The following is a 25,770-nucleotide window of genomic DNA, read 5'->3' on the forward strand; positions in this document are numbered from 1 at the left end:
TCCGTTATGGTAATGGCCTATAAAATTGCCGCCAGGGTGCTACCGGCAATTTACGGTTTACCATTATCATAGAAACGTCAGATTATTAAGGAGTTAAGCTATGGCTGTAACTAAGCTGGTTCTGGTACGTCACGGCGAAAGCCAGTGGAATAATGAAAACCGCTTTACCGGTTGGTACGATGTTGACCTGTCCGATAAAGGCCGTACCGAAGCGAAAGCCGCAGGTCAGCTGCTGAAAAAAGAAGGCTTCACCTTCGATTTCGCTTACACCTCCGTGCTGAAACGTGCCATCCACACGCTGTGGAACATCCTGGACGAAGTTGACCAGGTCTGGCTGCCAGTGGAGAAATCCTGGCGTCTGAACGAGCGTCACTACGGTGCGCTGCAGGGTCTGGATAAAGCCGAAACCGCACAGAAGTACGGTGACGAGCAGGTTAAGCAATGGCGTCGCGGGTTCGCGGTAACGCCGCCAGAGCTGGATCGTGCCGATGAGCGTTTCCCTGGCCATGACCCACGTTACGCTGCACTGACGGCTGAGCAGTTGCCAACCACAGAAAGCCTGGCGCTGACCATCGATCGCGTGTTGCCATACTGGAACGAATCCATTCTGCCACGCATGAAAAGCGGCGAGAAAGTGATCATCGCGGCCCACGGTAACTCCCTGCGTGCGCTGGTGAAATACCTGGACAACATGAGTGAAGAAGCCATCCTTGAACTGAATATCCCAACTGGCGTGCCACTGGTGTATGAGTTTGATGAAAACTTCAAACCAATCAAACATTACTATCTGGGCGATGCTGACGAAATTGCTGCGAAAGCGGCGGCAGTAGCCAACCAGGGTAAAGCGAAGTAATTCCCTCCTCTTTCCTGCGGGAAAAGAGAGAATGCTGAGCACAAAAAATCCGCCGAAAGGCGGATTTTTTTTATGGCTGATGCGCTGAGAAAACGCTGCCCGACCTGTACTCGGGTAGAAGTAGCCTCAATGCCGAGGCTTAGTGGGCGCGACGCGCCTTCACGGCATCTGCCAGCTGGCGAAGCACTTTTTCAGTGTCTTCCCAACCAATACAGGCATCGGTCACGCTCTTACCGTAAACCAGCGGCTCACCGCTTTCGAGGCTCTGATTACCTTCCACCAGATGGCTCTCGATCATCACGCCAATAATCGCCTTGTCTCCGCCCGCAATCTGCTGCGACACGTCATCCGACACCACCAGCTGCTTCTGGAACTGCTTGCTGCTGTTGGCATGGCTGAAGTCAATCATCACCTGCGAATCCAGACCGGCCTTCTCCAGACCGGTTTTAACGGCGCTGACATGGTGGGCGCTGTAGTTCGGCTCTTTGCCGCCGCGCAGGATGATATGGCAGTCGCCGTTGCCGCTGGTTTCAACAATGGCCGAGTGACCGTACTTGGTTACTGACAGGAAGCAATGCGGCGCGCTGGCGGCATTAATAGCATCGATAGCCACTTTAATCGTCCCGTCGGTGCCGTTCTTGAAGCCAACCGGGCAGGAAAGGCCCGAAGAGAGTTCACGGTGAACCTGCGATTCGGTGGTGCGCGCGCCAATTGCTCCCCAGCTCATCAGGTCAGCCATATATTGTGGCGTGATCATATCGAGGAACTCACCGGCGGCAGGCAGGCCGGAATCATTGATGTCCAGCAGCAGCTTGCGGGCAATGCGCAGGCCGTCATTGATCTGGTAGCTGTTGTCCATATGCGGATCGTTAATCAGCCCTTTCCAGCCAACGGTAGTCCGCGGTTTTTCAAAATACACGCGCATCACCACTTCCAAAGAGTCACTTAACTCTTCACGCAGCGTCAGTAAACGCGCAGCATATTCTTTTGCGGCCTGGGTGTCATGAATGGAGCAAGGTCCAATCACCACCAATAAACGATCGTCGGTCTTTTTAAGAATATTATGAATAGCCTGGCGGGAGTCAGAAACGGTTTTCGCCGCCATGTCCGTGGCAGGATACTTTTCAAGCAGGGCTACAGGGGGAAGAAGTTCTTTTATCTCTTTGATTCTTAAGTCATCATTCTGATAATTCATAATATTTCCAGTATTTTAAAGGCCGTTCTGCACATCAGGCGCATCACGTCCAATTTATCGCGTGCTTACAGTGCTGTAAATCCGCTTTGGTCAACTTCTTGCCATTTAAAGTTGCTGTTTCCGGTTCCTGAACTACACTTTTACTTGTTAATACCTAAAAAAAACGCATAAAGATCACTAACTTTAGAGGAGTTGATCTTGTGCTGATTGTATTCCGAACTCTTCGAATTATTTATTCAAACCGCATTTTAACGGGTTTGGTTCGGCAATATTCACACCTTAACGGAGCATAATGATGAATAAGTTTGCAATCGTATTCCTGACCGCAGCAATGACCTTGGGCAGCGGTGCGGCAATGGCTGAATCTGGCAACAACGGTACGGCTAACCAGGCAGCAGATGCCGGTGCAGCGGCCGGTGGTGCAGCCCAGAAAATCGCCCCTAATGGCGTGGATAACAGCAAAATCAACAATACCGGTGATGCCACCAGTGGGACGACCCATAAAACCATGAAGCATCACAAAAAAATGAGCGCTGAGCAGATCCACAAAAACAGTGAGTGTAAAGACGGTAAATGTCCGAACATCAACAAAAAAGTCGGACCTGACGCGAATACTAAAACGGATGGCACTACCCAGTAAGTCGCCTGATAACCGTTTTGACGCGTGATTAAAAGGAGAGCTCAGGCTCTCCTTTTTCATGTCTGTTTGCTTACCTGAACCTTTACGCTATTCTTGAAAGCCCTGATTTCCCCCGGATAAATTCATGGTTACGCTGCTGCTGATTGACGACCACCCGCTGGTGCATGTTGCGCTTGAAGCGGCGCTGGCGCGTGCGCCTTTTCCCTTTACCCTGCTGGCAGCCGAAGATGAAAACCGCGCCCATGCGCTGCTGGCCGCACAGCCGGTGGATATCGTGGTGCTGGATATCGGGCTGCCGGACAGTGATGGCCTGCAGTTGCTGAAATTTATCCGCCGCCACTTCCCTGCCCTGCCGGTGATCATCTATTCCGCGCAGGAGGAACGTCTCTATCAACGGCTGGCCGAAGCCGCCGGTGCAGCGGGCTATGTTGCGAAACGTCAGCCGATGCCACAGCTGCTCTCTGCCATTCTGGCGGTACTGGGCGGTCAGCAGGCGTTCCCTGTCAGCAGCGAGAGTGAAACCACCACGCACATGCTGACCAGCAAAGAGCAGCAGATTTTAGCGCTGCTGGCGCGCGGGCTGTCTAATTTACAGATTGCTGAACAGCTCAATATCAGCAATAAAACCGTCAGCACCCATAAAAAGAACATCATGGATAAAACCGGGGCCAGCTCGGTGGTTGAACTGGCCGGATTCTGGAAGGCTCAGCAGTGACGCGTCGCCTGTTGCTGGCTGTTATGCTGTTGCTGTGCCTGCCGGTTGCCGCCGCGTTGCGGCCGATCAGCAGCGTGCTGATGCCACAGGAGATGATGCCGCTGGATCAGTCGTCGCCGTGGCAGGATAAGCCATTACGCGTGGGCATCCTGCGCGACAACAGCACGCCGTGGAATATGGTGGTCGGCCAGGATCTCTACGGCATCAATGCTGACTATCTGGTGGCGCTGACCCAAACCACCGGTCTGAAGTTTCAGGTTGCGGATTACCCGGACTGGCAGGCCTTGCAGCAGGCTCTGCTAGAAGGCAAGCTGGATATCGCTTTTGGCGTGCCCCAGCAAACGCTGGAAAAGGGAATGAGCGCCACCCAGCCCTGGTTTACCAGCCCCATGCGCATTTACCGCAGCCGCGAAAATCTGCGGCCGGTGATGTTCAACTCCACCGATGCCCAAATCACCATCAGCAAATCGGCCCTTGCGCTGATCGATCCGGCATTTGCCCGCCAGCATCACTGGCAGGTGGTGGATAACGATCTGCAGGCGCTGTATGCCTTGCTGAATAATAAAAGTGATTATGTGGTCGCCGATGAGACCAGCGCCGGGTTTTTGCTCAATCAGCTGCAACAGGGGCAAATTTATCAACTGGCCTCGCCACTCGACCCGGGTGAACTGCGTCTGCAGGCCATTACCACCCAGCCGGCGTTAACCGAACGGCTGGACATGGCCATCCGCCAGCTCCCGATGGAGGTGATTAACGGCATTCAGGGCCGCTGGAGCAGCCAGTTACCGCGTTATCAGGACACCAATACTGCCCACTTAACCCCGATGGAGCGCAGCTGGATCACGCAACATCCGGTTGTGACCTATGCGGCGATCGGCGATGACTATCCCTGGAGTTACCGGGCGGCCAACGGTCAACCGAGTGGCTACAGCGTCGAGCTGCTGAATATTATCGGTCAGAACACCGGGCTGCGTTTTCAGCCCTGGTGGGTGAGCAATGCGCAACAGGCGCAGGCGCTGGTCGATCAGGGACGGGCGATGATTCAGTTGACGCTGCCCCTGACCGGCGACGATGCGATGCGCAGCAATACGCTGCCAATCTGGCGTGCGCTTTGGGGCGTCTACGTTGGGCAGATGTCGCGACCGGCGACCGGCTGGCAGCAGCTTCAGGGCCTGAAAGTCGGCATCCGTCGCGGTGATATCGCGCGCGGGCTGATACCCGCAGGCATCACTGTGGTGCCGTTTGAAGACAGCAAAACGCTGTATGACGCGCTGGCTAACGGACAGATCGATGCGCTGGTAGACAATGTCATTTCGGCCCGCTGGCTGATTCAGTCCCGCTATAGCGACGCGTTACGCCTGGCCTTTGCCGCCAGCGACACCGCCTGGCCCATCACATTGGGCGTCAGCCCGGCGTTCCCGCTGTTAAGAACCCTGCTCAACACCAGCCTGCAGCAAATCCCCGCCGATACGCAGCAACGGATGAGAGAGACCTGGAGCAACAACAGCTCGGTGCTTTCAGAAGGCGCTGAAAACAGTATGCGGCCGATCTCGTTATTTGTGCTGATCGCCGCGTTATTTGCCATTGTCTTTTTACTGGTGCTGTTGATTCGACGTTATCTGGAACAGCGCCGCGAACGGCTGCAGCGCCGCCAGCTGGAGCTGGAGCGCGAAGAGGCCGAGCGGGCCAATCAGATGAAAAGCCAGTTTCTGGCCACCGTCAGCCACGAGCTGCGCACGCCGATGCAGGCGATTCTGGGCCTGCTGGAAGTGGAAGTGTCCCGCACGCCTGCCAGCAAAAACCTCAACGTGATCCACAGCAGCGCCTCCACGCTACTAACCTTGCTGAACGATCTGCAGGATCACGCCAAGCTGGAGAGCAACAGTTTTACCCTGGTGCCGCAGCCGCTCGATCCGGCCAAGTGGCTCAGCCGGCTGGCAGATTTTTATCACCCGTTGATGCGAAATAACGGGCCGCTGTTCCGCGTCGAAACCCTCCCGCCGTTACCTGCGCTGATCATGATTGATGGGCAACGGCTGCAGCAGATTGCCAATAACCTGATCAGCAATGCGATCAAATTTACCCGCCAGGGTGAGATTCGCGTCACCCTGGCGACGGAAAACGATCGCCTGCGTTTACAGGTGATCGACAGCGGCAGCGGCATTCCGCCAGAGGAGCAGATCAGGCTCTTCGAGCCCTGGTATCAGACGCCATCGGGCCGCCAGCTTTCCGTGCAGGGTAGCGGTCTTGGCCTGTCGATTTGCAAAGAGATCGTCGCCAGGATGGGCGGAGAGATCCTGCTGGCATCCACGCCGCATCAAGGGACCACGCTGACGGTGTTTCTGCCTTTGCAGATCGTCACCAGCGATGCTGCCATGAATGAACCGGCACCCGTGCGCTCGCCGGGTGGAACGCCAAACGTGCAGCGCGTTGCGGTGGTCGACGATCATCCCACCAATCTGCTGGTGATGCAGCAGCAGCTGGCCTGGTTTGGCATTGAAGCCGACTGCTATCCTGATGGCCGGGCTTTTCTCGCTGCGGGCGGCGTATATGACCTGCTGTTTATTGACTACAGCATGCCGCATCCGGATGGCGTGACGCTGGCGAAAATCATCCGTCGTGCTGAGCGTCACACCGCCCGGCGCTGCCGCATTGTGATGTGTTCGGCCGATGCCGATATCCTGGCCAGCCCACAGGTGGCGGCGCTGACCGATAAGGTGTTGCTGAAACCTGTAACCCTGAACGAAATTGAGCCGCTGCTGACCGCGGGCACCGAGGTCGTTTTTGCCGATCTGCACCAGCGACTGTGGGATCTGGCCGGTCATGACCACGCCTTTTTCAGCAAATTGCAGAAAACGCTGCAGCAGACCCTACGAGAAGACAGCACCAGGCTGGTCACCGCGCTGAAGGAACAAGATTGGGAAAAGGCCGAAAAAGCCGCCCATCGTCTGAAGGGAAGCTGGCAAATGCTAGGCTATGCCGAGGGTGAAAATCGCTGCCAGCACATTATCGGGCAGTGCCGGGCACAGCAACAGCCTGCTACCGAACTGAATTTATTGATATCATTAACAGAAAGTTTACTCACTGAACTGGAATCTTATGGCGCACACCCATTCTGAAGGCACGGGAAACCGTACCCGCCTGCTGGCAGCCTTTCTCGTTACCGCCGTCTTTATGGTGGCTGAAGTGGCCGGCGGCATACTCTCTGGCTCGCTGGCGCTGTTGGCGGATGCCGGGCATATGCTTACCGATGCGGCCGCTCTGCTGATGGCCCTGCTCGCGGTACAGTTTGCCCAACGCAAACCCAATGCTCGCCACACCTTTGGCCTGCTTCGTCTGACCACCCTGGCGGCTTTCGTCAACGCCATCGCGTTAGTGGTGATCACCGCGTTGATTGTCTGGGAAGCGATCGTTCGTTTCCGTCATCCGGAACCTGTGGCGGGCGGTTTTATGCTGACCGTTGCCGTGGCGGGACTGCTGGCGAATCTGATCTCTTTCTGGCTGTTGCATCGTGGCAGTGAGGAAAAGAACCTCAACGTGCGCGCCGCGGCGCTGCATGTGTTGGGGGATTTGCTGGGTTCCGTCGGCGCCATCGCCGCAGCATTAATCATCATTTATACCGGCTGGACGCCGATTGACCCGATCCTGTCGATTCTGGTTTCGGTGCTGGTGTTACGCAGTGCCTGGGCGCTGATGAAAGAGAGTATTCATGAGTTGCTGGAAGGCGCGCCTCCTTCACTGGATGTCGACAAATTGAAGCGGGCGCTGACGCAAGGCATCCCGGAGATCCGCAATGTGCATCATATTCATTTGTGGCAGGTAGGTGAGAAGCCGGTGATGACGCTGCACGTTCACGTCATTCCGCCTTATGACCACGATGCGTTACTGCACCGCATCCACGACTGGCTGCATGACCATTATCAGATTGAACATGCGACGGTGCAGATGGAATATCAGAGTTGTGATGATGGTGACTGTGAACTGAGTTGGGGAAATGGTGGGCATGAGCATGCCCACCATCATCACTAAGACGAAAGCGCGCGTGAACCCTGTTCGCGGGCGCTTTTAATCCACAGCCAGCAACCGTTCAGGGCAATCAGCGTCAGGATGGCATATTCCAGCGACATGGCGTAGACGCCCTGGCGCGCGAAGATCATCACGCTAATCACGTTAATAATCACCCACAGCAGCCAGTTCTCGACGTATTTCCGCGTCATCAGGATCATCGCCACAATCGACAACACCATCAGGCAGGAGTCCCAGAACGGGAACGCATCGGGCTGCAATTCCGGCATGGCGACCGACAGGCCCACGCCCTGCATTACCGTCACCGCAATTTTCGTCAGCCAGGCAAAGACCGGGTTGATGTACAGCGTCATCAGGCCAATCGCTACCACGCACACCAGCAGCCAGCCAATGGCTTTCGGCAAGGTCATCCAGCGGATTTGCAGCGCCTGCTGGTTATCCGTGGTTTGCCTGCTCCAGGCATACCAACCGTAGATGTTGGCGACGAAGAAGAACAGCTGCAACAGCAGGCTGGCGTAGAGTTGGATCTGGAAGAAAATGACCGCAAACAGCGTGACGTTAATCAGGCCAAAGGCGTAGTTACTGATTTTCTCAAGACTGGCGAGCCAGATACAAAGCAGGCCCGCCACGGTACCAATGGCTTCAATCCACGAAAGATCGTAACCACCGGTCCCAAGGGGGATGTGAACCAGAATATTATGCGTGCTAAAAAAATCCATATTGGCACCTGTGTCCTCAGCAGAAAAGCAACGATTAGCCTTTTAAACTTGCTGCAAAGGTTAGCATACGGTTCAACGAGATCAACGCGCCTTCACGTAGCGCCGCATCGACATGAATTTCATGCTGGCTGCCGCCATGCTCCAGGCCATCGGCAATCGCCTTCAGGCCATTCATCGCCATCCACGGACAGTGTGCACAGGTGCGGCAGGTTGCGCCCTCGCCCGCTGTGGGCGCTTCCAGCAGCTCTTTGTCCGGGCAAGCCTGCTGCATTTTATAAAAGATGCCGCGATCGGTCGCCACAATCATCTGTGGGTTAGGCAGGGTTTTGGCTGCCTGGATCAGCTGGCTGGTCGAGCCGACCGCATCCGCCAGATCCACAATCGCCTGCGGAGATTCCGGGTGAACCAGCACCGCCGCATCCGGATAAAGTGCCTTCATGCGTTGCAACGCCTGAGTTTTAAACTCGTCATGGACAATACATGCGCCCTGCCAGCACAGGATATCGGCCCCGGTTTGGCGGGTAACGTACTGGCCAAGGTGACGATCCGGTGCCCAGATGATTTTCTCACCCAGGCTATCTAGATGTTCAATCAGTTCAACGGCAATGCTTGAGGTGACCACCCAGTCAGCGCGAGCCTTGACTGCTGCGGAGGTGTTGGCATACACCACCACGGTACGGTCGGGATGCTGGTCACAGAAACGGTTGAATTCGTCGATGGGGCAGCCGAGATCGAGGGAACATTCCGCCTGAAGGGTTGGCATCAGGATGGTTTTTTCCGGGCTGAGGATCTTGGCCGTCTCGCCCATAAACCGTACGCCAGCCACCAGCAAGGTGCTGGCGGAGTGCTGGCTGCCAAAGCGGGCCATTTCCAGCGAATCGGCGACGCAACCGCCGGTCTCTTCTGCCAGCGCCTGAATTTCCGGATCGGTATAGTAATGGGCAACCATCACGGCGTTGCGTTCTTTAAGTAACCGTTTGATTTTCTCCCGGTAAATCTGCTTTTCATCCTGGGTAAGGCGGGCAGGTTTCGGCGGGAAGGGATATACAGCGGTTTCAGGATCGAACATCAGGCTCATATCGCGGCTCTCGTTTCTTTAACTTAACCAAATTAGCGGAAATTGGCCTTTCCGCGCCGACCTGCGGTCGGTTTGTTTTATATGCTAAACACGATAGCCGAAATAGTCGCCGGTGTCGCTCAGTTTTTCGCTGAGATCTCAGGATGTGAGCCCGATCACTTCAGGATGAATTCTGCCTCGTCCTGCTTCACCGTTTCAATCTTCAGCAGGAAGGCTTTGACCTCCAGACCGCCGGCAAATCCGGTCAGTTTGCCATTCGATCCAATCACCCGATGACAGGGAGCAATAATCGAGATTGGATTTTTACCGTTGGCCGCGCCGACCGCTCTGACCGCCTTCGGGTTGCCAATTTCGCGGGCGATATCGGCATAGCTGCGCGTTTCCCCAAACGGAATGGCCACCAGCGCCTGCCAGACTTTTTTCTGAAATTCGGTACCGACAAAATCCAGCGTCATGGTGAAGGTGGTGCGCGTCCCGGCAAAATACTCATTCAGCTGACGCTCGGTTTCCACCAGCACCGGATGCGCCGGATTTTCCTGCATATCCGGTAAGCGCACGCGATTTGGGTTGTCATCCTGCCAGAGGATCGCCGTCAGGCCGAGATCGCTGGCAATCAGCGTCAGGGCGCCCACGGGTGAAGGCATTACTTTGCAGAAATAGCTCATCAGTCTTCTTCCTGTATCACGATGTTTTGCTGAGATTACGTCTATTATCCGTGAGAAGAAACGCTACGCTAGCCGTTTTCGGACATCAGGTTGAAATACGTTAGCTGTCCGAAAACGGCTAGCGAGGGCAACAAATTGCCCTTAACCTGGCATAAAAGCCAGCGAGTCGGGAATGATGATGATTGATAAACAGGTTGCTTACCGGGCACTGACCTCCCGGGATGTGCGTTTTGATGGGGTGTTTTATGTCGGCGTGACGTCTACCGGCATTTATTGCCGGCCTGTCTGTCCGGTTAAGCCGCCGCATGAGGTGAATTGTCTGTTTTTTGACAGTGCTGAAGCGGCAGAAAAGGCCGCCTTTCGCCCTTGCCTGCGCTGTCGTCCGGAACTGGCGCCGGGGAATGCGCCGGTAGACAGCAGTCACCGGATTGCCGATTTGCTGATCCAGCGGATTGAAGAAGGATTGGTTGAGGATATCGACAGTCTGGAAGAGATTGCGGCGCAGTTTTCGCTCAGTTCACGTCAGTTGCGGCGCATTGTGCAAAAAGAGTTGGGCGTTTCGCCGCTCGAGCTCAGGCAGACCCGTCGTTTGCTGCTGGCAAAGCAGCTATTGACCGAAACCACGCTGCCAGTCACTGAGGTGGCATATGCCAGTGGATTTGCCAGTTTGCGTCGCTTCAACGAGGTGTTCAGCCGTCAGTATCGAATGCCGCCGAGCCGGTTACGCAAAGAAGCCAGCGAAACGGGGCATTTTATCAGCAGTGAGACCTCGACGCTGTTGTTGAGCTATCGTCCGCCATTCAACTGGACCGCCCTGTTAGCCTTTCTGCGGCTTCGTGCCATTAAAGGCGTGGAGAGTGTGGATAATCACAGTTATGCGCGTACCGTGCGTCTGGGCGAGCATACCGGATGGGTTCGTGTCACACAGTCTGACAAGAAGCACGGATTACAGGTCGAGTTTACCCATTCGCTGACGCCGGTGTTACCTGCGCTGTTGCGTCGGTTGAAGAATCTCTTTGATCTCGATGCCCACCCCGATCTGATTGCCGCCCATCTTGAGCAGGATCCGCTGTTGCGGGACAGTCTGACGAAAGATGCGGGATTGCGGGTACCTGGCGCATTTGATGGTTTTGAAATAGTGGTCAGGGCCATTCTCGGTCAGCAGATCACCGTGAAAGCTGCTACCACGATTGGTGGTCGTTTTGCAGAGGCCTTTGGCGAGGCGATCAAGACGCCCTTCCCTGAGCTCACTCAGCTGACACCACAGGCCGCGAGGATAGCAGTGGCGACGTTGGATGAGGTGGCGAGCCTTGGCATCGTCAGCGCGCGTTCACGGACGCTGATAGCCATTGCACAAGCCTACGATCGGGGTGAGCTGAGGTTGGATGCAGGCACCGATCCAGATCGCGCAATCGCATCATTGGTGGCTCAGCCGGGCATAGGAGAGTGGACCGCGCATTATATTGCGATGCGGGCACTGCGTTGGCCGGACGCATTCCCTGCCGGAGATGTGGTGGTCAGAAAGAATCTGGGTAGCGTAACGGCGAAGGAAGCCGAGCGATTATCTCAAGCCTGGCGCCCGTGGCGAAGTTATGCCGTGATGCATATCTGGAAGAATCTTGCGCCGGGGAAGGCTAAAGGGATTGAGGGATTGAGGTCAAAACCGGGTTCGGGGGTAAGGCGTCAGCATAGAGCGCCCCAATAACATTTTCGTCGTTGATTGGGCTTGGTGGACGCACAGGTCAAGGGCGAGCGCGGTGGTATGGCGTCAGCATAGAGCGCCTTATCCGAGACGCCGTGAATACATCCCTGGAGGCTTGGCTGCGGCATCCCTGCCGCAGACACTCGGCTAAGGCACTCTATGCCGCCACCTCATAGAATTGGTGTCGATGGGTAGGTTGGTGGATACACAGGTCAAAGGCTGAGTGAAGTGCGATCGCGTTGATGAGGCTCGGTGGAAGCTCGTTTGAAAGGCAAGCATCGAATAGGGCTTTGACCTGTGTGTCCACAATTAACCATTCGATACTGAAGCTTAGGGGAAGGGAGAGAAGGTTGATAAGCAAAGCATCGGCGACAGGGATGTCGCCGCTGAGCCCCCAGGGATGGGTTCACGGCGACTTTGCGTTCAACCTTCTCTCCCTGACCGGGATACCGGGCCACGCAGGCAACCAGCCCTTCAACCAACATTTTATAAATCGCAGAAAGCAAAAAGGCGCCTTTAGGGCGCCTTCTTAACATTGGTGAGTCATGCAGGATGCAGGTTCAAATCCTACACGAATCGCAGATAGCAAAAAGGCGCCTTTAGGGCGCCTTCTTAACACTGGTGGGTCGTGCAGGATTCGAACCTGCGACCAATTGATTAAAAGTCAACTGCTCTACCAACTGAGCTAACGACCCGCTTTCGCGGTAACACTTCACTTCGATGCCTGCTTAAACACTTGCGCTATTAAGGCTTAATGGTGGGTCGTGCAGGATTCGAACCTGCGACCAATTGATTAAAAGTCAACTGCTCTACCAACTGAGCTAACGACCCGCATCGAGCGGTTACTGCTTTGTACTGCATACTGCTTTAAAGTGGTGGGTCGTGCAGGATAACTCGGCTACGCCTCGGCCTCTCGGCCCGTTGCTTATTGCAACGTTGTTTCGCTTCGCTCAACTCGAACCTGCTGCAGGTTCAAATCCTTCACGCTTAACACTTGGTACTACTTTGAAAGTGGTGGGTCGTGCAGGATTCGAACCTGCGACCAATTGATTAAAAGTCAACTGCTCTACCAACTGAGCTAACGACCCACTTTTGCGCTGCCAGAACGTTTTCACATATGTCCCTGCAACGGCGGCATATATTACTGATTTACCGATTCAGCGCAACCACTATTTTCAGATAACTTGTTCAACTGACTACCTTTCGTCCGCAAAGACCAGAAATACGGCAATATCCGGTCAAAGCTGGTCACTTAGAGCGCAGCTGCCCGTTTTGCGGCATTTTTCGCTGCATCACTGTTTGGATAAAGTTTGGACACTTGCTGGTAAACGGCTTTGGCTTTCGCCGTGTCGCCCTTCTCCTGCATGATCACCCCAACCTTATACAACGCATCAGGACTCTTTGGTGATTTCGGGTAGTTTTTGACCACAGTAGCGAAATAATACGCCGCGTCGTCTTTCTTGCCTTTGTTGTAATTCAACTGTCCCAACCAGTAATTGGCATTGGGCTGATAAGTGGAATCCGGATATTTCTTCACAAAAGCCTGAAATGCACTGATTGCCTGTTCGTTCTGTTTCTTTTCAAGAACCAGCGCGACCGCAGCGTTGTAATCAGTGTTGGCATCCCCGCTTTGTACAGGTGCCGCAGAGGCCCCTGACGCTGCGCTGTTGCCGTTTGCGGCATTATCGGCTGCAGCACCACCGGCAGCAGCGGCGGCATCACCAGAAGCACCCTGAGCCTGTGCGTTGGCATTACCACCGCCATTGCTTAGCGTATCAATCTGCTGGTACATGCTTTTCTGACGCTCAGTCATCTGATTCATTTGGTACTGATTTTCTTGAATCTGACCACGGAGTGAGTCGACATCGCGCTGTGAGTCGGAGAGCTGTTGCTGAAGTTGCTGAAGAAGTTGCGCCTGAGCATTGGAGATACGCTCAAGAGTTGTGACACGGTCTTCGACCGAGCCTGAGCCAACGTTACTGATTGACGCCTGGGCATTAGCGGCCCAGGGGGCCGCTACGCCAACCAGTAACGACAGACCCAACACGTGAAGTCTGAAGTTACTAATCATGTGATTCTCTTAGTATACCAGTACGGCACGACGGTTTTTAGCATACGCTGATTCGTCATGACCCAGTACAGCTGGCTTCTCTTTACCGTAAGAAACGATAGAGATCTGGTCAGCAGAAACACCTTTACCCTGCAGGTACATTTTAACAGCAGTAGCACGACGTTCGCCCAGGGCGATGTTGTACTCTGGTGTACCGCGCTCATCCGCATGACCTTCAACAGTCACTTTGTAAGATGGGTTGCTACGCAGGAAGTTAGCGTGAGCATCCAGCATCTGTGCGAACTCAGACTGGATGTCATACTTGTCCAGGCCGAAGTAAACGATGTTGTTTTTCTGCAGTTCCTGCATCTGCAGGCGAGCCTGCTCATCAGATGACATGTTGCCGCTGTTCATGCCGCTATTAGCGTTAGCGCCATCGCCCATACCATTGGTCTGGTCGTTGTTATTGTTTTTGTGTGAGCTACAAGCAGCCACTGCGATTACTGGCAGTGCCAGCATTAAGCCTTTCAGCACTTTGTTCAGTTGCATTTCTACAATCCTATTATTGTTAGCCATACATATTTACATATGCATCACAGATACGGCGACCAGGCAGGGAATTTTACCTGTCCATCAGTTGCCGGAAGACGCGCTTTGAAACGCCCATCAGTCGAAACCAACTGCAATACGGATCCCATACCCTGAGTAGAGCTGTAGATTACCATGGTGCCATTTGGTGCGAGGCTTGGCGTTTCATCCAGGAACGTGTCCGTTAATTGTTGAACGGCTCCCGTTTCCAGATCTTGTCTGGCGACGTGTTGAGCACCGCCGTTGGTGCTAATCATCACCAGTGATTTACCATCAGAGCTCACGTCCGCATCCTGATTCTGTCCGCCTTCCCAGGTCAGACGCTGTGCGGTACCGCCACTTGCACTGATTTTATAAATTTGTGGACGACCTGCCTGATCCGAAGTGTAAGCCAGGCTCTGGCTGTCCGGGAACCAGGTGGGTTCAGTACTGTTATAACGACCGTCTGTCAGCTGATTGATCTGGCCTGACGCCAGGTCCATCACGTACAGATTCAGGCTACCGGTCTTGGACAGCGCAAAGGCTAACTTCGTCCCGTCTGGGGAGAAGGCCGGTGCACCGTTGTGACGCGGGAAGGAAGCAACCTGTTTGATCGCGCCGTTCGCCAGAGTCTGCACGACCAGGGCTGATTTACCGCTTTCGAAGGTCACGTAAGCCAGCTTGCTGCCGTCTTTAGACCAGGCCGGAGACATCAGCGGCTGTGGTGAACGGTGCACGGTGTTCTGGTTGTAACCGTCGTAGTCAGAGACGCGCAGTTCATACGGGAACTGACCGCCGTTGGTCTGCACGACATACGCAATACGGGTGCGGAAAGCCCCTTTAATGCCGGTCAGCTTCTCAAAGGCTTCATCACTGGCAGTATGCGCCGCATAACGTAACCACTGTTTGGTCACCTTATACTGGTTCTGAGCCAGAATGGCACCCGGATTACCCGAGGTATCCACCAGCTGGTAAGAAACCAGGTAGCTGCCGTCGGCGCCAGGCTGAACCTGACCGACAACCACGGCATCGATACCCAGCGCGGTCCAGGCAGCAGGCTGAACTTCAGCTGCTGTGGTTGGCTGCTGAGGCAGACGTGAACGATCTAACGGGTTGAATTTACCACTGTTGCGTAAATCAGCGGCAACGATGCCACCGATATCTTCAGGTGCGCCACCCGGGCCGGCCCATTTGAATGGGACCACGCCAATTGGACGCGCGGTGTTCACACCCTGGGTAATTTCAATGCGAACTTCTGCATGCGCTACAGCGACAAACAGCAGTAAAAAACTCATTGCTACACGAAATGCCTGCTTCATCTTTTCTCCCTTACCTGAACGCAACGTCCACGATAATTAGCAGTGTTCAAACGAACCAATAATGCATCTATAGAGTACGGCAAGTTGACCATAGTTCAACTTGCCGGATGTTACCGAATTCTTATGGCTTGAATTCTAACGTTGCATCTTTAACTGCCTGATAAACTTCCGCACTCGGCGGTTTAGGCATTCTTGCCATGCGGGCAGCATTAATTGCCGCCTGACACAGTGCAGCATCGCCTCCAGCCGCAGTGGCGGAAACTAAGGTGCCATCGGACATGATCTTGATGTGAATATCACACGTCCTGCCTTTGAACGTGTCCGAATCATAGAACTTACTCTGGATAGCCGCCTGAACCTGGCCTATATAACTATCAATTGCAGCCCCTGATGCGCCCGCTTTTTTCTGATTACCCTGCCCTGCGGCAGCGCCACCGGATTTACCCTGCTTCGGCGCGTTCTTGCCAGAGCTGAGTCCTCCCAGTAAATCGTCCACATCGCTGGTGTCTTTTGCGGCATCAGCGGCGGCTTTTTTCTTGGCGTCGGCAGCGGCTTTGGCTTTCGCCGCGGCGTCTGCTTTCGCTTTTGCAGAAGCCTCTGCTTTGGCTTTCGCCTCTTCAGCGGCTTTCTCTTTCGCTTCTGCGGCTTCTTTCGCGGCAGCAGCTTTCGCTTCTTTAGCCTCTTCCGCCGCTTTGGCTTTCGCGTCTGCGGTGGCTTTCGCCTTCGCATCGGCGGCCGCTTTTACCTTGGCGGCTTCAGCGGCAGCTTCTTTGGCCTCAGCGTCAGCCTGCTTTTTAGCTTCGGCTGCCACTTTTTTGGCTTCGGCTTCGGCTTTTTTCTGTGCATCGGCAGCTGCCTGTTTGGCCTCTGCTTCCGCTTTTTTCTGTGCTTCAGCGGCCGATTTAGCCTGAGCATCAGCCTGCGCTTTGGCATCGGACTTCGCTTTAGCGGCGGCCATTTCAGCCTGCTTTTGCTCTTCCTGTGCCTGCTTCGCCGCGTCCTGAGCCTGCTTCTGCTCGGCAGCCTGCGCAGCCGCTTGCTGCTTCGCATCCTGCTGGGCTTGCAGACGCTCTTTTTCCAGCTCTTTCAAACGCTGTTGCTCAGCGGCCTGCTTCTGTTGCAGCTCTTCAGCCTGCTGTTGCGCCTGCTTCTTACGCTGATTGTCAGCCCGCTTACTGTCGCTTTGCTGATTCTGCTGCCGATTATACTGATCAACGATCGCACCAGGATCGACCATGACGGCATCGATATCACCACCGCCACCGCCGCTGCTCGCGTCGATGTGTTCGTCAAAAGAGCTCCAGATCAGTACCGCAATGACAAGCACATGCAGGATGACTGAAAAGATAATCGCTCGTTTTAACTTATCGTTTTGCTCGGTTGCCTTCGACACTCTCGATTCCCAAAAACGGTTCGAATGAATTAAATCGGCTGCGTCATTAATCCGACAGACTTAACGCCTGCCTGATGCAGCAAGTTGAGCGCCTTAATGATCTCGTCGTAAGGCACATCTTTTGCCCCACCGATCAGGAATACCGTCTTCGGATTCGCCTCAATACGGCGCTGAGCTTCAGCGACTACCTGCTCAGGTGGCAGCTGCTCCATCCGATCGTGATCGACCACCAGGCTGTACTGTCCCACGCCCGCCACTTCTACGATCACTGGCGGATTATCGTCACTGGAAACAGTTTTTGAATCTGTCGCATCCGGCAGATCCACTTCCACGCTCTGGGTAATGATCGGTGCGGTTGCCATGAAAATCAGCAGCAGCACCAGCAAAACGTCCAGCAGTGGAACAATGTTGATCTCGGACTTCATCTCACGGCGACCGCCGCGACCACGAGTTCTGGCCATGCTAACCTCAGCTCTTACTTGGTGTTCTCGCTGGAGAACGCCTGACGATGCAGAATAGCCGTGAACTCTTCCATAAAGTTATCGTAATTCTGTTCCAGCTTATTCACGCGCTGATTAAGGCGGTTGTAAGCCATAACGGCGGGGATCGCCGCAAACAGACCGATAGCCGTGGCGATCAGCGCTTCTGCAATACCCGGCGCAACCATCTGCAAGGTGGCCTGCTTCACCGCGCCCAGCGCGATAAAGGCATGCATGATGCCCCAGACGGTACCGAACAGACCGATATAAGGACTGATGGAGCCCACGGTTCCCAGGAAGGGAATGTGGTTTTCCAGCGCTTCCATTTCACGGTTCAGCGAGATGCGCATCGCACGCGTTGCGCCTTCAACCACCGCTTCTGGCGCATGGTTATTGGCACGGTGCAGTCGGGCAAACTCTTTAAAGCCCGAATAGAAAATTTGTTCAGAGCCCCCGAGCTCGTCACGACGGGCCTGGCTTTCCTGATACAGGCGAGACAGTTCGATCCCCGACCAGAACTTGTCTTCGAATGCATCAGCATCACGCCCGGCGGCATTCAGGATGCGCGTGCGTTGAATAATGATTGCCCATGAGGCGATAGAAAAACCAATCAAAATCAACATGATAAGTTTGACCAGAAGGCTCGCCTTCAGGAACAAATCAAGAATGTTCATGTCAGTCACTGCTTGAACTCCGCGACAATAGACTTGGGAAGCGCAATGGGCTTCATTAGATGTGGATTGATGCAGGCGATCAGCACTTCCGCTTCGTTCAGCGTCCGTCCTTCTGCATTCACAATACGTTGTGCGAAAGTCATGGTCGTTCTGGTCATGCTTACCACTTCACACTGCACCTCGAGAAGATCGTCAAGGCGGGCAGCCGCAAGGTAATCGACCGTAATCCGACGCACGACAAACGCGACCTGCTGTTCCAGCAAAGCCTGTTGGTTGAAATGGTGCTGGCGCAACATCTCAGTTCGTGCCCGTTCATAAAACGCGACATAGCTGGCATGGTAAACCACACCACCGGCATCGGTGTCTTCGTAGTAGACACGAACCGGCCATCGAAACAGCGTTGTACTCACTCTACATCCCGGTAATGCTTTAAACGCTGCTACTATACGCAAGAGCATACGCCTTTGGAATGGGTTGCCAGAGGGGAAAGAAAATAATTATTGTTTGGAAACAAGCCGGAGGAAATACGGACAAATCCTGGACGTTTCTTGACGTAATCTGAGGAAAAAGGCGGTTTTGGCGGTCGGGGAAGGCAGGCGAAGTGAGACTTCGCCTGAGTAAGCTTAGGAAAAGAAGAAGGCCAGGCCAAAAATAAGGACGATCCAGGCAGGAAGAGGCGAGAAAAATGCCTGCCAGCGCAGTCGACGAGGCCGGAAACCAACCCCATGGATCACCCCGGTGCACACCGCCCACATCATTAATAATCCCTGCCAGATTTCCAGTGAGCTGCTGTTCGCCGCGAACCGTTTGGGATCCCAGAACATACAGCCTGCCAGCAGCAAGGCCATCAGCAATGAAAGAGCCCGTAACGGGCTCTTATCCATCCACTGATAGAGGCGTGTTATCCCCTGCCCCATCAGCGTTTCTCTTTCACTTCACTGTCTTCGATATGCTCAATTGCCAGCGCTGTAATAATGCCGAACGCGCAGGCCAGCAAGGTGCCGAGGATCCAGGCAAAATACCACATTGTTCAGCTCCTCAATTAATAGAGAGAATGGGTGTTGTTTTCAATCTGCTCTTTGGTCAGACGACCGAACATTTTGTAGTAACACCAGGTTGTGTAGGCCAGGATAATTGGCACGAAGATAATGGCGGCAACGGTCATGATTTTCAGCGTCAACAGGCTGGAGGTGCTGTCCCACATGGTCAGGCTCATATTCGGCATCGTGCTGGACGGCATGATGAACGGGAACATGGCAACACCCGCAGTGAGGATCACACAGGCCAGCGTTAAGGAAGAGAAGACAAACGCCCAGGCCCCTTTCTCCAGTCGCGAACAGAGAATGGTCAACAGCGGCAGCACCACGCCCAGCGCGGGAATAATCCACAGCAGCGGTGTCTTGTTAAAGTTGACCATCCAGGCACCCGCTTCACGCACCACTTCTTTGCCCAATGGGTTTGAAGCCGCGTTGTGATCCAGCACGCTGGTGACGGCATAGCCGTCGATACCATACATCACCCAGACGCCGGCCAGTACGAAGCACACCACCATCACCAATGCCGAGATCTGCGCAGCAAGGCGTGAACGCACATGCAGCTCGCCGACGGTACGCATCTGCAGATAGGTCGCACCCTGCGTGAGGATCATGGTCAGGCTGACAATCCCGGCCAGCAGCGCAAACGGATTCAGCAGCTGGAAGAAGTTGCCGGTATAGAACAGGCGCAGATACTCATCCATATGGAACGGCACGCCCTGCAGCAGATTGCCGAAGGCCACGCCAATCACTAACGGTGGCACAAAGCTGCCGATAAAGATCGCCCAGTCCCACATGCCACGCCAGCGGTTATCTTCCAGTTTGGAACGGTAGTCAAAGCCGATTGGCCGGAAGAACAGCGAAGCGAGCACCAGAATCATCGCCACGTAGAAGCCGGAGAACGCAGCGGCATACACCGTTGGCCAGGCGGCAAACAGCGCCCCACCGGCGGTGATCAGCCAGACCTGGTTACCGTCCCAGTGTGGCGCGATGCTGTTGATCATAATGCGACGTTCAGTATCGGTGCGCCCAAGAATGCGGGTCAGCATGCCCACGCCCATATCGAATCCGTCGGCAACGGCGAAGCCAATCAGCAACACGCCAATCAGTGCCCACCAGACGAAACGCAGCAGTTCATAAGTGATCATTGCAGGACTCCTGTCTGAGCATCACGCGCAGCAATACTGGACTGTTCGAAGTGATAGCGTCCGGTCTTCAGGCTGCTTGGCCCCAGGCGCGCAAACTTGAACATCAGATACATTTCAGCCACGAGGAACAGCGTATACAGACCGCAGATCAGGATCATCGAGAACAGCAGATCGCCCACGGTCAGCGAGGAGTTGGCGACCGCAGTTGGCAGCACTTCACCGATGGCCCACGGCTGACGACCATATTCAGCGACAAACCAGCCCGATTCGATGGCAATCCACGGCAGCGGAATGCCGTACAACGCACATTTCAACAGGAAGGTACTCTTACCAATGCGGTTACGGATCACTGTCCAGAAGGATCCACCGATAATCAGCAGCATCAGCACGCCCGCGCCGACCATGATACGGAAGGAGAAGTACAGCGGAGCCACGCGTGGAATTGAGTCTTTGGTTGCCTGTTGGATTTGCGCTTCGCTGGCATCCGCCACGTTTGGCGTGTAGCGCTTCAGCAGCAGCCCGTAACCCAGATCTTTCTTCACATCGTTGAATTCGGTGCGCACAGCAGGATCTTTATTCCCGGAACGCAGTTGCTCCAGCAGGCTGTAGGCCTTCATCCCGTTGCGGATACGCACTTCATGCTGACCCATTAACTCTTTCAGGCCGGTGACTTGCTTGTCCACCGAGCGGGTAGCAATCAGCCCCAGTGCCCACGGAATTTGAATGGCGTATTTATTTTCCTGCGCTTCCTGATCGGGAATACCAAACAGCGTGAACGCGGCTGGTGCCGGCTGCGTTTCCCATTCGGCTTCAATCGCGGCGAGTTTGGTTTTCTGCACGTCACCGATTTCATAACCGGATTCATCACCCAGCACGATCACCGAGAGAATGGCGGCCATACCAAAACTGGCGGCAATGGCAAAGGAGCGTTTCGCAAAGGCGATGTCGCGTCCGCGCAGCAGATAGTAGGCGCTGATACCGAGGATGAACATCGCGCCACAGGTATAGCCGGCAGCCACGGTGTGCACGAACTTCACCTGCGCGACAGGGTTTAAGATCAGCTCGGAGAAGCTGACCATTTCCATACGCATGGTTTCGAAGTTGAATTCGGAGGCGACCGGATTCTGCATCCAGCCATTCGCCACCAGGATCCACAGTGCGGAGAGGTTTGAACCCAACGCCACCAGCCAGGTCACCGCCATATGCTGAACTTTGCCCAGGCGATCCCAGCCAAAGAAGAACAGCCCGACGAAGGTGGATTCGAGGAAGAATGCCATCAGGCCTTCAATGGCCAACGGTGCGCCAAAGATATCCCCGACATAGTGAGAGTAATAAGACCAGTTGGTTCCGAACTGGAACTCCATGGTCAGCCCGGTTGCCACGCCCAGCGCAAAGTTAATGCCAAATAACTTGCCCCAGAACTTGGTCATATCTTTATAGATTTGCTTGCCCGAAAGCACATAGACCGTTTCCATGATCGCCAACAAAAACGCCATACCGAGCGTTAATGGGACGAACAGGAAATGGTACATGGCTGTCAGAGCAAACTGTAAGCGCGATAGTTCGACAATATCAAACATCTTGACTCCTTGCTCCACACACGTGGGTGATGACGCGGTAAGCACGGCTGAGTATCCGTGATACCGGTCAGTACCAGTATTTTAATCCAATTAAACACACAGGTTTCCGCATCATCATGGCGATAAGCCTTGCGGTTTTACCTTGCTGAAAGTAAAGAATTTGTGATGCCAGATTTATTTTATTTAACCAGATACAGGTTTTTCTAATATTGCCTGAGACGCCCGTATTGATGCAGAGCAATTTAATCGAAAAACCTTTTTCTTAGCCAGCTTTAAGAATTGATATAGATCGCACTTATTTGATCTTAATTAAAGTTTAGTGACCTGTTGGTGTGGTAGAGGTGTGAGGTTGTTAATTTATTGTTTTAACTGAACTCTAATTTGAAATAATTAAGTAATAGTTTCCGATAAAATTTAACGCCGCCAGCTTCCCTAATCTTAGTCAGGTTTCTCAGCTTTGCCTGCGTTGCACCCGCTTTGGCATCACTTTTTTTTGAACGCATTAAAAAGGCCACCCGAAGGTGGCCTTTGAAGGTATTCCAGAAAGCGTCAGTTATTTCGGCAGAACCGCTTTAACCGCGTCGCCGATATCGGCCAGGCTACGCACGGTTTTCACGCCTGCAGCTTCCAGCGCGGCAAACTTCTCGTCTGCTGTGCCTTTACCGCCCGCGATGATGGCGCCAGCATGGCCCATACGCTTGCCTTTCGGCGCAGTCACGCCCGCGATGTAACCGACAACCGGCTTGGTGACGTGCTCTTTGATAAAGGCTGCCGCTTCTTCTTCCGCGCTGCCGCCGATTTCACCGATCATCACAATCGCTTCGGTCTGTGGATCTTCCTGGAACAGTTTCAGGATATCAATGAAGTTTGAACCTGGGATCGGGTCACCACCGATACCGACGCAGGTAGACTGGCCGTAGCCGATGTCTGTGGTCTGCTTAACGGCTTCATACGTCAGGGTACCGGAACGTGAAACGATGCCGATACGGCCTGGTTGGTGAATGTGACCCGGCATGATGCCGATTTTGCAGGCGCCAGGGGTGATCACACCTGGGCAGTTCGGGCCAATCATACGCACGCCAGCTTCATCCAGCTTCACTTTCACCGTCAGCATATCCAGGGTAGGAATGCCTTCCGTGATGGTGATGATCAGCTTGATGCCCGCTTCGATCGCTTCCAGGATACCGTCTTTACAGAACGGGGCTGGAACGTAGATGACCGAGGCGGTTGCGCCCGTCGCTTCTACCGCTTCACGCACGGTGTTGAACACCGGCAGACCCAGATGCTCGGTGCCGCCTTTACCTGGCGTTACGCCGCCAACCAGCTGCGTGCCATAGGCCAGCGCCTGCTCGGAGTGGAAAGTTCCCTGGCCACCGGTGAAGCCCTGGCAGATTACTTTGGTGTTCTTATCGATCAAAATGGACATTATTTACCCTCCGCTGCGGCAACAACGCGCTGCGCCGCGTCACTCAGGCTGGTTGCTGCAATGATGTTCAGACCGCTGTCTGCCAGTTTTTTGGCACCCAGCTCGGCATTGTTACCTTCCAGACGCACCACCACTGGCACGTTAACACCGACTTCTTCAACCGCGCCGATGATGCCATCAGCAATCAGGTCGCAGCGTACGATGCCGCCGAAAATGTTCACAAATACCGCTTTCACCGCGTCGTCAGACAGGATGATTTTGAATGCTTCGGTTACACGCTCTTTGGTTGCGCCGCCGCCAACGTCAAGGAAGTTAGCAGGCTGGCCGCCGCTCAGCTTAACGATGTCCATGGTACCCATCGCCAGGCCTGCGCCGTTAACCATACAACCAATGTTGCCTTCCAGTGCCACATAGTTCAGTTCCCACTGTGCAGCCTGCGCTTCACGGGCATCTTCCTGGCTTGGATCGCGCATTTCACGCAGTTCCGGCTGACGGAACAGAGCATTGCCATCCGCAGTCAGTTTGCCGTCGAGGCAGATCAGATCGCCCTGCTTGGTGATCACCAGCGGGTTGATCTCAACCAGTGCCAGATCGCGCTCCAGGAACAGCGTGGCCAGACCCATAAAGATCTTGGTGAACTGGCCAACCTGCTTACCGGTCAGACCCAGTTTGAAGGCCAGCTCGCGGCCCTGATAAGGCTGAGGACCGGTCAATGGATCCAGCGCCATCTGGTGGATCAGGTGCGGGGTTTCTTCCGCCACTTTCTCAATTTCCACGCCGCCTTCAGTCGAGGCCATAAACACCACGCGACGGGTTGCACGGTCAACCACGGCACCCAGGTAAAGTTCCTGGTCGATATCCGTTGCCGCTTCAACCAGGATCTGGTTTACCGGCTGGCCATTGGCGTCAGTCTGATAGGTGGTCAGGCGTTTGCCCAGCCAGTGTTCAGCGAAAGCACGGATCTCTTCCTTGCTCTTCACTACCTTCACACCGCCCGCTTTACCGCGGCCTCCGGCATGAACCTGACATTTCACTACCCACGGACCGGCGCCAATCTTTGAGGCGGCTTCTTCAGCTTCACGTGGAGTGGTGCAGGCATAGCCGGTTGGTGCCGGTAAACCATACCGTGCAAACAACTGTTTTGCCTGATATTCGTGTAAGTTCATGATGTTCTATCCATTCAGGTCGGAAAAAACTTGGCCGAATCTGGCGGTTGCCAGAGTGTCGGCCACACATAGGGTTGGGTGCAGCACCAGGCCGCACCCGACAGGGATTAAACGTCCAGCAGCAGCCTTGACGGATCTTCCAGCAGCTCTTTGATCGCCACCAGGTAGCTGACGGATTCTTTACCGTCGATCAGGCGGTGATCGTAAGAGAGGGCCAGATACATCATTGGCAGGATCACAACCTGACCATTAACCGCCATAGGACGATCTTTGATCGCATGCATGCCGAGGATGGCACTCTGCGGTGGGTTGATGATCGGCGTGGACATCAGGGAACCGAACACGCCGCCGTTGGTGATGGTGAAGTTACCGCCAGTCAGTTCGTCAACGGTCAGTTTCCCGTCACGGCCTTTCACTGCCAGCTCTTTGATTTTCTTCTCGATATCGGCCATACCCAGCGCATCGATATCTTTCAGCACTGGCGTGACCAGCCCACGCGGGGTGGAAACAGCGATGCTGACGTCAAAGTAGTTGTGGTAAACAACGTCTTCGCCGTCGATAGACGCATTGACTTCCGGGAAGCGTTTCAGCGCTTCAACAACCGCTTTCAGGTAGAAGGACATGAAGCCCAGACGTACGCCGTGACGTTTTTCAAACGCTTCGCCGTACTGCTTACGCAGGTTCATGATTGGCTGCATGTTGACTTCGTTAAAGGTGGTCAACATCGCGGTGCTGTTTTTCGCTTCCAACAGACGCTCGGCAATGCGCTTACGCAGACGGGTCATTGGAACGCGCTTCTCGCTGCGGCCTGGCAGAGCGGCGGCTGGTGCAGAAGGCGCAGCTGCAGCAGGCGCTTTCGCGGCGGCTTCAGGTTTTTTCGCGAGGTGTTTTTCTACGTCTTCACGCGTCAAACGTCCACCGACGCCGGTGCCTTTGATGGCGGCCGCGTCGAGGTTGTGTTCAGCAATCAGGCGGCGGATAGCCGGGCTGAGCGCGTCGTTGCTCTCTTCTTCCAGAGAAGCGCTCTGACGCTGTGCCGGGGTAGAATCCTGCTCTTCAACTTTGGCAGAGCTTGCTTTGCCGCCGCTGTTCCCTTCTTTCAGACGACCCAGCGCCTGACGAGAGATAACTGTTGCGCCTTCATCTTCCAGAATCGCTTCCAGCACGCCATCGGCGGTGGCCGGAACTTCCAGAATCACTTTGTCGGTTTCGATCTCTACCAGCACTTCGTCGCGCTGGACAGAATCGCCTGGTTTTTTGTGCCAGGTTGCCACGGTGGCATCGGCAACGGATTCAGGCAGGTCGGGAACGATGATCTCTACGCTACTCATTATTTTTCCT

At 54.5% G+C, this 25,770-nt stretch carries 24 protein-coding genes, 3 tRNA genes and 1 other RNA gene; 6 read left to right on the forward strand and 22 right to left on the reverse strand.

Translation table 11 applies throughout. From position 1 onward, the window contains the following. The first annotated feature begins 100 nt into the window (after positions 1–100). Positions 101–853, forward strand: a complete 753-nt coding sequence (gpmA, locus tag AC0IXH_RS10475) for a 2,3-diphosphoglycerate-dependent phosphoglycerate mutase (protein ID WP_013201347.1) — start codon at positions 101–103, stop codon at positions 851–853. A 139-nt stretch (positions 854–992) separates the two neighbouring features. On the opposite strand, the gene aroG is transcribed toward gpmA, so the two are convergent. Continuing rightward, a complete protein-coding gene (aroG, locus tag AC0IXH_RS10480; RefSeq protein ID WP_471720408.1) occupies positions 993–2,048 on the reverse strand; it encodes a 3-deoxy-7-phosphoheptulonate synthase AroG in 1,056 nt (351 codons plus the stop codon). A gap of 292 nt (positions 2,049–2,340) precedes the next feature. On the opposite strand from aroG, the gene AC0IXH_RS10485 reads away from it, so the two are divergent. The 4 genes from AC0IXH_RS10485 to zitB all read left to right on the forward strand — a co-directional run bounded on the left by AC0IXH_RS10485 (position 2,341) and on the right by zitB (position 7,432). Then, positions 2,341–2,688, forward strand: coding sequence for a YbgS-like family protein (locus AC0IXH_RS10485; RefSeq protein WP_265911764.1), 348 nt, complete (start codon positions 2,341–2,343; stop codon positions 2,686–2,688). A gap of 124 nt (positions 2,689–2,812) precedes the next feature. After that, complete coding sequence (locus tag AC0IXH_RS10490) at positions 2,813–3,403, forward strand: response regulator (protein WP_013201344.1); 591 nt, start codon at positions 2,813–2,815, stop codon at positions 3,401–3,403. Positions 3,404–3,426: 23 nt separating this feature from the next. Beyond that, complete coding sequence (locus AC0IXH_RS10495; RefSeq protein ID WP_471721142.1) at positions 3,427–6,522, forward strand: hybrid sensor histidine kinase/response regulator; 3,096 nt, start codon at positions 3,427–3,429, stop codon at positions 6,520–6,522. After that, positions 6,503–7,432: a CDF family zinc transporter ZitB gene (gene zitB / locus AC0IXH_RS10500; RefSeq protein WP_471720409.1), complete on the forward strand. Its 930-nt coding sequence runs from the start codon at positions 6,503–6,505 to the stop codon at positions 7,430–7,432. Before AC0IXH_RS10495 ends, zitB begins: the two co-directional genes overlap by 20 nt. On the opposite strand, the gene pnuC is transcribed toward zitB, so the two are convergent. The 3 genes from pnuC to AC0IXH_RS10515 form a co-directional block, all read right to left on the reverse strand. Then, entirely contained in the window at positions 7,429–8,148 is a 720-nt protein-coding gene (gene pnuC, locus AC0IXH_RS10505; RefSeq protein ID WP_013201341.1) for a nicotinamide riboside transporter PnuC, read from the reverse strand. The two genes, zitB and pnuC, sit on opposite strands and share 4 nt — an antisense overlap. 34 nt (positions 8,149–8,182) lie before the next feature. Next, positions 8,183–9,226 carry a quinolinate synthase NadA gene (nadA, locus tag AC0IXH_RS10510; RefSeq protein ID WP_013201340.1) on the reverse strand — a complete coding sequence of 348 codons (1,044 nt, stop codon included), beginning with the start codon at positions 9,224–9,226 and terminating at the stop codon, positions 8,183–8,185. A gap of 155 nt (positions 9,227–9,381) precedes the next feature. Beyond that, positions 9,382–9,891, reverse strand: coding sequence for a methylated-DNA--[protein]-cysteine S-methyltransferase (locus AC0IXH_RS10515; RefSeq protein ID WP_346595026.1), 510 nt, complete (start codon positions 9,889–9,891; stop codon positions 9,382–9,384). Positions 9,892–10,069: 178 nt separating this feature from the next. Between AC0IXH_RS10515 and AC0IXH_RS10520 the strand changes: the two genes are divergently transcribed. Then, on the forward strand, positions 10,070–11,596 hold the full coding sequence (locus AC0IXH_RS10520; RefSeq protein WP_471721143.1) for an AlkA N-terminal domain-containing protein: 1,527 nt from the start codon (positions 10,070–10,072) through the stop codon (positions 11,594–11,596). Positions 11,597–12,212: 616 nt separating this feature from the next. Here AC0IXH_RS10520 and AC0IXH_RS10525 read toward each other — a convergent pair. The 18 genes from AC0IXH_RS10525 to odhB all read right to left on the reverse strand — a co-directional run bounded on the left by AC0IXH_RS10525 (position 12,213) and on the right by odhB (position 25,760). Then, positions 12,213–12,288 (reverse strand) — tRNA-Lys (locus AC0IXH_RS10525). A 60-nt stretch (positions 12,289–12,348) separates the two neighbouring features. Next, positions 12,349–12,424 (reverse strand) — tRNA-Lys (locus AC0IXH_RS10530). 42 nt (positions 12,425–12,466) lie between these two features. After that, a non-coding RNA gene (locus tag AC0IXH_RS10535) (RtT sRNA) lies at positions 12,467–12,592 on the reverse strand. 13 nt (positions 12,593–12,605) lie between these two features. Further along, a tRNA-Lys gene (locus AC0IXH_RS10540) sits at positions 12,606–12,681 on the reverse strand. Positions 12,682–12,845: 164 nt separating this feature from the next. Beyond that, complete coding sequence (cpoB, locus tag AC0IXH_RS10545; RefSeq protein ID WP_013201337.1) at positions 12,846–13,664, reverse strand: cell division protein CpoB; 819 nt, start codon at positions 13,662–13,664, stop codon at positions 12,846–12,848. Between the two features lie 9 nt (positions 13,665–13,673). Beyond that, the gene (pal, locus tag AC0IXH_RS10550) at positions 13,674–14,192 is read right to left on the reverse strand and encodes a peptidoglycan-associated lipoprotein Pal (RefSeq protein ID WP_013201336.1); all 519 of its coding nucleotides are present in this window, start codon (positions 14,190–14,192) and stop codon (positions 13,674–13,676) included. 44 nt (positions 14,193–14,236) lie between these two features. Next, positions 14,237–15,529, reverse strand: coding sequence for a Tol-Pal system beta propeller repeat protein TolB (tolB, locus tag AC0IXH_RS10555; protein ID WP_471720410.1), 1,293 nt, complete (start codon positions 15,527–15,529; stop codon positions 14,237–14,239). A gap of 121 nt (positions 15,530–15,650) precedes the next feature. Further along, positions 15,651–16,922 carry a cell envelope integrity protein TolA gene (tolA, locus tag AC0IXH_RS10560; protein WP_013201334.1) on the reverse strand — a complete coding sequence of 424 codons (1,272 nt, stop codon included), beginning with the start codon at positions 16,920–16,922 and terminating at the stop codon, positions 15,651–15,653. 29 nt (positions 16,923–16,951) lie between these two features. Then, a complete protein-coding gene (gene tolR, locus AC0IXH_RS10565; protein ID WP_013201333.1) occupies positions 16,952–17,383 on the reverse strand; it encodes a colicin uptake protein TolR in 432 nt (143 codons plus the stop codon). Between the two features lie 14 nt (positions 17,384–17,397). After that, on the reverse strand, positions 17,398–18,075 hold the full coding sequence (gene tolQ / locus AC0IXH_RS10570) for a Tol-Pal system protein TolQ (protein ID WP_013201332.1): 678 nt from the start codon (positions 18,073–18,075) through the stop codon (positions 17,398–17,400). 5 nt (positions 18,076–18,080) lie between these two features. Beyond that, the gene (gene ybgC, locus AC0IXH_RS10575) at positions 18,081–18,485 is read right to left on the reverse strand and encodes a tol-pal system-associated acyl-CoA thioesterase (protein ID WP_013201331.1); all 405 of its coding nucleotides are present in this window, start codon (positions 18,483–18,485) and stop codon (positions 18,081–18,083) included. A 213-nt stretch (positions 18,486–18,698) separates the two neighbouring features. Next, entirely contained in the window at positions 18,699–18,992 is a 294-nt protein-coding gene (ybgE, locus tag AC0IXH_RS10580; RefSeq protein ID WP_013201330.1) for a cyd operon protein YbgE, read from the reverse strand. After that, positions 18,992–19,102 carry a cytochrome bd-I oxidase subunit CydX gene (cydX, locus tag AC0IXH_RS10585; RefSeq protein WP_065762065.1) on the reverse strand — a complete coding sequence of 37 codons (111 nt, stop codon included), beginning with the start codon at positions 19,100–19,102 and terminating at the stop codon, positions 18,992–18,994. Before cydX ends, ybgE begins: the two co-directional genes overlap by 1 nt. Positions 19,103–19,117: 15 nt before the next feature. Then, a complete protein-coding gene (gene cydB / locus AC0IXH_RS10590) occupies positions 19,118–20,257 on the reverse strand; it encodes a cytochrome d ubiquinol oxidase subunit II (protein ID WP_013201329.1) in 1,140 nt (379 codons plus the stop codon). Continuing rightward, positions 20,254–21,837: a cytochrome ubiquinol oxidase subunit I gene (gene cydA / locus AC0IXH_RS10595; protein WP_013201328.1), complete on the reverse strand. Its 1,584-nt coding sequence runs from the start codon at positions 21,835–21,837 to the stop codon at positions 20,254–20,256. Before cydA ends, cydB begins: the two co-directional genes overlap by 4 nt. 553 nt (positions 21,838–22,390) lie before the next feature. Further along, positions 22,391–23,263: a succinate--CoA ligase subunit alpha gene (gene sucD / locus AC0IXH_RS10600; protein WP_013201327.1), complete on the reverse strand. Its 873-nt coding sequence runs from the start codon at positions 23,261–23,263 to the stop codon at positions 22,391–22,393. Then, a complete protein-coding gene (gene sucC, locus AC0IXH_RS10605; protein ID WP_013201326.1) occupies positions 23,263–24,429 on the reverse strand; it encodes an ADP-forming succinate--CoA ligase subunit beta in 1,167 nt (388 codons plus the stop codon). The genes sucD and sucC overlap by 1 nt, the downstream gene beginning before the upstream one ends. Positions 24,430–24,536: 107 nt before the next feature. Continuing rightward, complete coding sequence (gene odhB / locus AC0IXH_RS10610) at positions 24,537–25,760, reverse strand: 2-oxoglutarate dehydrogenase complex dihydrolipoyllysine-residue succinyltransferase (RefSeq protein ID WP_013201325.1); 1,224 nt, start codon at positions 25,758–25,760, stop codon at positions 24,537–24,539. Positions 25,761–25,770 lie beyond the last annotated feature (10 nt).

This window comes from Erwinia sp. AC075 (assembly GCF_979253995.1).